The organism is Shewanella benthica KT99, assembly GCF_000172075.1.
GTDB classification, from domain to species: domain Bacteria; phylum Pseudomonadota; class Gammaproteobacteria; order Enterobacterales; family Shewanellaceae; genus Shewanella; species Shewanella benthica_A.
This window is the reverse complement of record NZ_ABIC01000078.1, coordinates 1-4,929: the sequence shown is the minus strand read 5'-3', so window position 1 is coordinate 4,929 and position 4,929 is coordinate 1. Positions and strand designations below refer to the sequence as shown.

Genomic DNA, 4,929 nt, shown 5'->3' with positions numbered 1-4,929 from the left:
GCTAGTTCCTGCCGTACAGACAGCTTAAGCGCTGCATTTAAAAACCACACCGAAGCTGAAGTTCTGACAGAACGCTACACCAAGTTATGCACACATTACGGGGTAAAAGCCACTCGAAACAACAAAGGTGTCGCCCATGAAAATGGCGCAATTGAGGGCCCTAATGGCCATCTAAAGCGTAAGATAGAGCAACAACTGTTATTACGCGACAGTCGTGATTTCACTGATTTAAAGCAATACCGAAACTTCATCAATGTCATACCCGTTATCTAGAGGAGTGCGCCTACTTGTCCTCCTTACCCGCTCGTCGAACTCATGACTTTAGTGAGCAATACGTCAAAGTGACATCCAGCAGCACGATTTCAATTAAGCGTGTGACATATTCGGTGCCATCACGACTCATTGGTGTGACATTACTGGCACACATTTTTGATGACCGTGTAGTGCTTTTCTATGGGCATGAACTCACATTAACCTTAGCGCGAATGCATACTCAAGGCGCAACTCGTGGTCGCTCAATAGATTATCATCATGTTATCCATGCATTGGCTAAGAAACGTAATGCTTTTAAAGCATCGCAAATCAGGGATGCTCTTATCCCTAAAGGCGGTGAAGGAGCCGTGGGAACCCGAGCTATTTCTCGCTCAATTATGTGAAATAGAGGCGACACATCGACAGGAAGTACGCCTAAAACGCTTACTCAAAGAAAGCCAGTTACCGATAGGGAAACAGTTGTCTCAATACGATTTCAGTGAAGTGGTCGGCATTAGCGCAGTTCAAGTTAAACGTAAGGCCAGTGAGTTGAGCTGGTTGAGACAAGGGCATAATATTTTATTATTCGGTGCGAGCGGCCTAGGTAACACCCACATAGCAGCCGCGCTGGGTTATGCGCTTATTGAGCAATCTGTTCGTGTGAAATTCACGACAGGCACGGCGATGGTGCAGCACTTGCAGAAAGCCCGAGAGGGTTTAGGTCTGGAAGATGCACTTAAAAAACCCGATAAATATGAGCTACTCATTTTGGACGACATCGGTTATGTCAAAAAGAGTGATAGTGAAAGTCAGGTTCTATTTGAACTCATTGCACATCGTTATGAGCGCAACAGCCTAGTGATCACAACGAACCAGGTGTTTAGTGAGTGGGACAGTATATTTGGAGACAATATGATGACAGTAGCCGTGATTGATCGACTGGTGCATCACGCAGAGATTTATCAACTTGAAGGAGAGAGTTATCGAAGAAAAGAAGCCATGAAAATAAACGGCAAAAGCGGCCAACTTAATTGACGCCTATAGGCCAAGCTAGTTGACGTCTAACAGTTGCGCATCACAAAGTTGAGTTTGAGGCGTTACCGCTGTTGTCGGAGCCAGCGTTGCTTTAGCAAAAGGCATGACCGCTTTAATTTTATCTTTGTTGGCTTTACGGGCATAAAAGGTACTGATACTGAACTTATGCTGACGACAGAAAGCCGTGATAGTTAAGCCGCTGGCGGGTTGCTGCCTTATCAAAGCAGCCCAATCTTGATGAGAACGTTTAGCCATATTAACTCCTGATAAATAGTCAGGAGTTAATATGGCGGATCAATGAAATCTGTTGAAGTTGTACTTGCCCGGACGCTTACCTATTAGATACACAGAAGTTGATAATGACTCATTAAGCTCAGACTTTGATGCGGCAATAGAGAAAGCACAACTAACGGCGTTTGGTACCGGTCAAACCATCACTCTCTATACCGATAACTACCTTCGTTGGTTCCATGGAGATAAAGAGTTAGTGCCTAAAACTAGGCTCGAAGTGGCAAAAGAAGTCATAAAAAATACCATTGTGACCACGCCTAGTGTCGACTTTGGACTGGCTATTTTCAACATGAACTATCGTGATGAAGGAGATAGAGATGGTGGGCGTATTGTGTCCGGCATCAAAACCATGACTGAGGCTAATAAGGTTAGCCTCTTATCTACTATAGAGAATCTGCCTGCATCGACCAACACACCTCTGTGTGAAACCTTATATGAAGCCTATCGCTATTTTGCCGGCAAGGGTGTCTATTACGGTAATGACGACAGTAACTATAGTAATTGGTATCGGGCGAATAGGCCGCCTAGAGACACTTCCATCGAAGATAATGGGAAATATATCTCCCCATTTAAAGAGTGTCAGAATCGGGCCTATGTTGTGTATATCACCGATGGTGTACCTACGGTGGATCAATCTGCCAATAGTAAGATAAAGGGCTTACCCGGAGTGAGTAGCAGTGATAAGTTTGTTAACACAAGTCCAAACTTTACCAGCTACCTGCCTGCGTTAGCGGGTTGGATGAATACCAATGATGTTAATACGAATGCTGCATTTCCTGAAATGCAGAGTGTTACAACCTTTACCATAGGTTTTAGTGATGGTGCCGATGATGCGGCTCCATTATTGACTAAGACGGCTGAATTAGGTGGTGGTGAGTATTATTCGGCTAAGAGTGCAACACAATTACAAGCTGCGCTATCACAAGTTTTCTCGCAAATTCTTGAGGTCAATGCGAGTTTCACTTCACCTTCGATTGCCAGTAATAACTTCGATAGGACTCAAACCTTCGATTCTGTCTACTATGCCATGTTTCTGCCCAATAAAAGGCCAAGATGGATGGGGAATCTAAAGAAGTTTAGAGTGACCGGCGGTGGTGAAATCGTCGATAAGAATGGCGAACTCGCAATAGGCTCAGATGGAAACCTTAAATCATCAGCCTGTTCATATTGGACATCAAACTCAGTCTGCTTGTCGAGCAGTGATGGTGGGGACGGTAATGATGTGCGAACTGGCGGCATTGCGCATGTTTTAAAAACCGGGGGCAATAGAACATTATACGGTAATTTTGGTAGTGGAGGCGGGCTCGAATCCTTCACTAAGAGTAACGCCTCAAATGTCGCCGGTGGTGATGATGCATTAGCTAGCTATATGAAAACAGATGTCGATCAATTAGCTAAGCTTTTTGATTGGGCGAAAGGCATAGACGTCGATGATGATAATGGTAATAACAGTGTGGTCGATAAGCGGGAGGATATTATTGGTGACCCGCTACATTCTAAGCCCTTGGCAATCAATTTTGGCACCTCTTCCTCTCCAGATATCAGGGTCATCATGGGAACAAATCATGGTTTCCTGCATATGTTTAAAGATTCAGGAGCCGATGTCACTGAATCATGGGCATTTATGCCCTATGAACTCTTGCCTAACATTAAGCTAATGTGCCAACTGGGGTTCACTCCGTCTATGGTATGGATAGCTCGCCAGTTTCTGTGCAACAATTAAGATCAATGATATTGGAGAGAAAACTCCTGCGGAGTGTTGGAAATGAAGGATAAAAGTCAGTATGTTTTCCTAGCGGTTATTGGTATGGCTATTTCGAGTTTAGCGTTTGCCGATAGCAGCACAAACTCGAACAAAAAAGATTATAAATGTTACTTAGATACGACATCTGGATGTCAAATAGTCATTCTATGAATGGCAAGAGAAACAAGTCAAATTGCGCATGGCCACGCTAACCGCCAAGAAGGTGCCTTCTAAAGGACCCGGGAAAAGTGCCTATATCAAAGATGTAGAAGAGTGTGTTGCAATCGATGATTCATTTACATTGGGGGCGGCACAAAAACTCGATGAAATCACCTTGAAGTAAGGGCAAGTTTATAAAGAGGCGCTAACACTCAAGCAGTGAACCCAGTTGAATGATATAGCCTGTATGTAAGTGTGCATTTGGTCCCTTTAGGGGATATATTAATTACAGTTAAGGTTGGTTGCTCTACTGAATCTTGCAGTGCCAGAAGCATTGATCTGTAACCCCATAGACTCAGGACTGCTTTTGCTACCAGGACAGTAGATAAATAAGCCTGCACTGGTCAGCCCGTCGGTACTGAAGTTTATTGCCTTGGGAGCAAATGAAACAAAGTCACTGGAATTAAAAGCGCCTATTACGGTTAGCACCTCGTCGTTGCCATCAATCTGATTTAGGGTGCCGTTATCGAGGAATATTTTGAATCCTTTGCTCCAGTCAGCGGTACAGCTTCCTGAAACTATTGGACACATAGTTACTCTAGAGCCGTAGCTAACGGCGTGGCTGCGTGCAAACTGCAAAGATTGATTAACCGTACGTATCTGGCTATCACTTCGATAGCCTTCATACATGGACTTCAAGGAAGGAGCACCGACACCGACTAAGATCATAGCAACCACGAGTGTCACCATAAGTTCAATTAATGTAAATCCATTTTGTATCGGGCGCATGACTTTTTCTCCTCTCAATTACAGTGTTAAGTATAACCGAGAACAGGTCTATTTACAGCACGAAAAACAAGTATTTAAAGCCAATATCTTGGCTTTAAAGGGGGTTTTGGTGTTTAAGAAAGATTTAGTCATTAGCCTCTTTGGCTATATGTCTCATATATTACGTGCATTCGATGATATCCGCTTTTGAGAAGCGGATTCGCCCAGATTGGTTAATGATTACTGCTCTCGAGTATTCGCTCGTCGTCGACGATGGGCAATATTTTAAGGTACCGTTGGTGCCAGAAGCTAAGCCGTCGGCCTGGAATCTGATGGCACTGCGGTTATAAGTAACAAAGTCATCATGGTAGAAGCTGGCAGTTTTGATCAGGATTTCATCTTGACCATCTATGATATTGCTGGCTCCAGAGTCAACAAAAACGCTAATACCTATTGTCCAGTCATCGCTGCACTGGTTTTCTATTATGGGGCAAACCGTGACGCGCACGCCGTAACTGATGGCACTATTACGTGCCATTTGCAGTGTTTGTTGTATGACACGAATGGATGAGTCAGCTCGATAGTGTGCATAAAGGGAGTTGAAGTTTGGCACTGCAATACTTATCAAGGTTGTAGACACCACCAATGTGGTCATGAGCTCGATGAGTGTAAAGCCATTA

At 44.0% G+C, this 4,929-nt stretch carries 7 protein-coding genes and 1 pseudogene; 5 read left to right on the top strand and 3 right to left on the bottom strand.

All coding sequences use genetic code 11. The features are described 5' to 3' along the window. The 3 genes and pseudogenes from KT99_RS20250 to istB all read left to right on the top strand — a co-directional run. Window positions 1-273 (top strand): annotated as a pseudogene (locus tag KT99_RS20250) (IS21 family transposase); the annotation flags it as partial. Between the two features lie 14 nt (window positions 274-287). Next, the gene (locus tag KT99_RS22365; RefSeq protein WP_157752206.1) at window positions 288-656 is read left to right on the top strand and encodes a Mu transposase domain-containing protein; all 369 of its coding nucleotides are present in this window, start codon (window positions 288-290) and stop codon (window positions 654-656) included. Beyond that, a complete protein-coding gene (gene istB / locus KT99_RS19210) occupies window positions 589-1,287 on the top strand; it encodes an IS21-like element helper ATPase IstB (protein ID WP_269764059.1) in 699 nt (232 codons plus the stop codon). Before KT99_RS22365 ends, istB begins: the two co-directional genes overlap by 68 nt. 15 nt (window positions 1,288-1,302) lie before the next feature. Here istB and tnpA read toward each other — a convergent pair whose 3' ends face one another. Continuing rightward, complete coding sequence (tnpA, locus tag KT99_RS19205; RefSeq protein WP_005503572.1) at window positions 1,303-1,542, bottom strand: IS66 family insertion sequence element accessory protein TnpA; 240 nt, start codon at window positions 1,540-1,542, stop codon at window positions 1,303-1,305. A gap of 52 nt (window positions 1,543-1,594) precedes the next feature. Here tnpA and KT99_RS19200 point away from each other — a divergent pair, with 52 nt between their 5' ends. Together KT99_RS19200 and KT99_RS22125 are read left to right on the top strand one after the other, a co-directional pair. Beyond that, complete coding sequence (locus KT99_RS19200) at window positions 1,595-3,301, top strand: hypothetical protein (RefSeq protein ID WP_232504334.1); 1,707 nt, start codon at window positions 1,595-1,597, stop codon at window positions 3,299-3,301. A gap of 220 nt (window positions 3,302-3,521) precedes the next feature. Continuing rightward, a complete protein-coding gene (locus KT99_RS22125) occupies window positions 3,522-3,665 on the top strand; it encodes a TapY2 family type IVa secretion system protein (RefSeq protein ID WP_005503568.1) in 144 nt (47 codons plus the stop codon). 98 nt (window positions 3,666-3,763) lie between these two features. Here the strand turns inward: KT99_RS22125 and KT99_RS19190 are convergent, their stop codons facing one another. Beyond that, window positions 3,764-4,270, bottom strand: a complete 507-nt coding sequence (locus KT99_RS19190; protein WP_005503566.1) for a GspH/FimT family pseudopilin — start codon at window positions 4,268-4,270, stop codon at window positions 3,764-3,766. A 160-nt stretch (window positions 4,271-4,430) separates the two neighbouring features. Next, window positions 4,431-4,929, bottom strand: a 499-nt coding sequence (locus KT99_RS19180) for a GspH/FimT family pseudopilin (RefSeq protein ID WP_005503565.1), incomplete at its 5' end; no start/stop codon positions are given.

What these genes read in the sequence shown, in the direction of transcription:
- istB (WP_269764059.1), top strand. Translation starts at nt 589, where the DNA reads ATGCTCTTATCCCTAAAGGCGGTGAAGGAGCCGTGGGAACCCGAGCTA.
- tnpA (WP_005503572.1), bottom strand. Translation starts at nt 1,542, where the DNA reads ATGGCTAAACGTTCTCATCAAGATTGGGCTGCTTTGATAAGGCAGCAA.
- KT99_RS22125 (WP_005503568.1), top strand. Translation starts at nt 3,522, where the DNA reads ATGGCCACGCTAACCGCCAAGAAGGTGCCTTCTAAAGGACCCGGGAAA.
- KT99_RS19190 (WP_005503566.1), bottom strand. Translation starts at nt 4,270, where the DNA reads ATGCGCCCGATACAAAATGGATTTACATTAATTGAACTTATGGTGACA.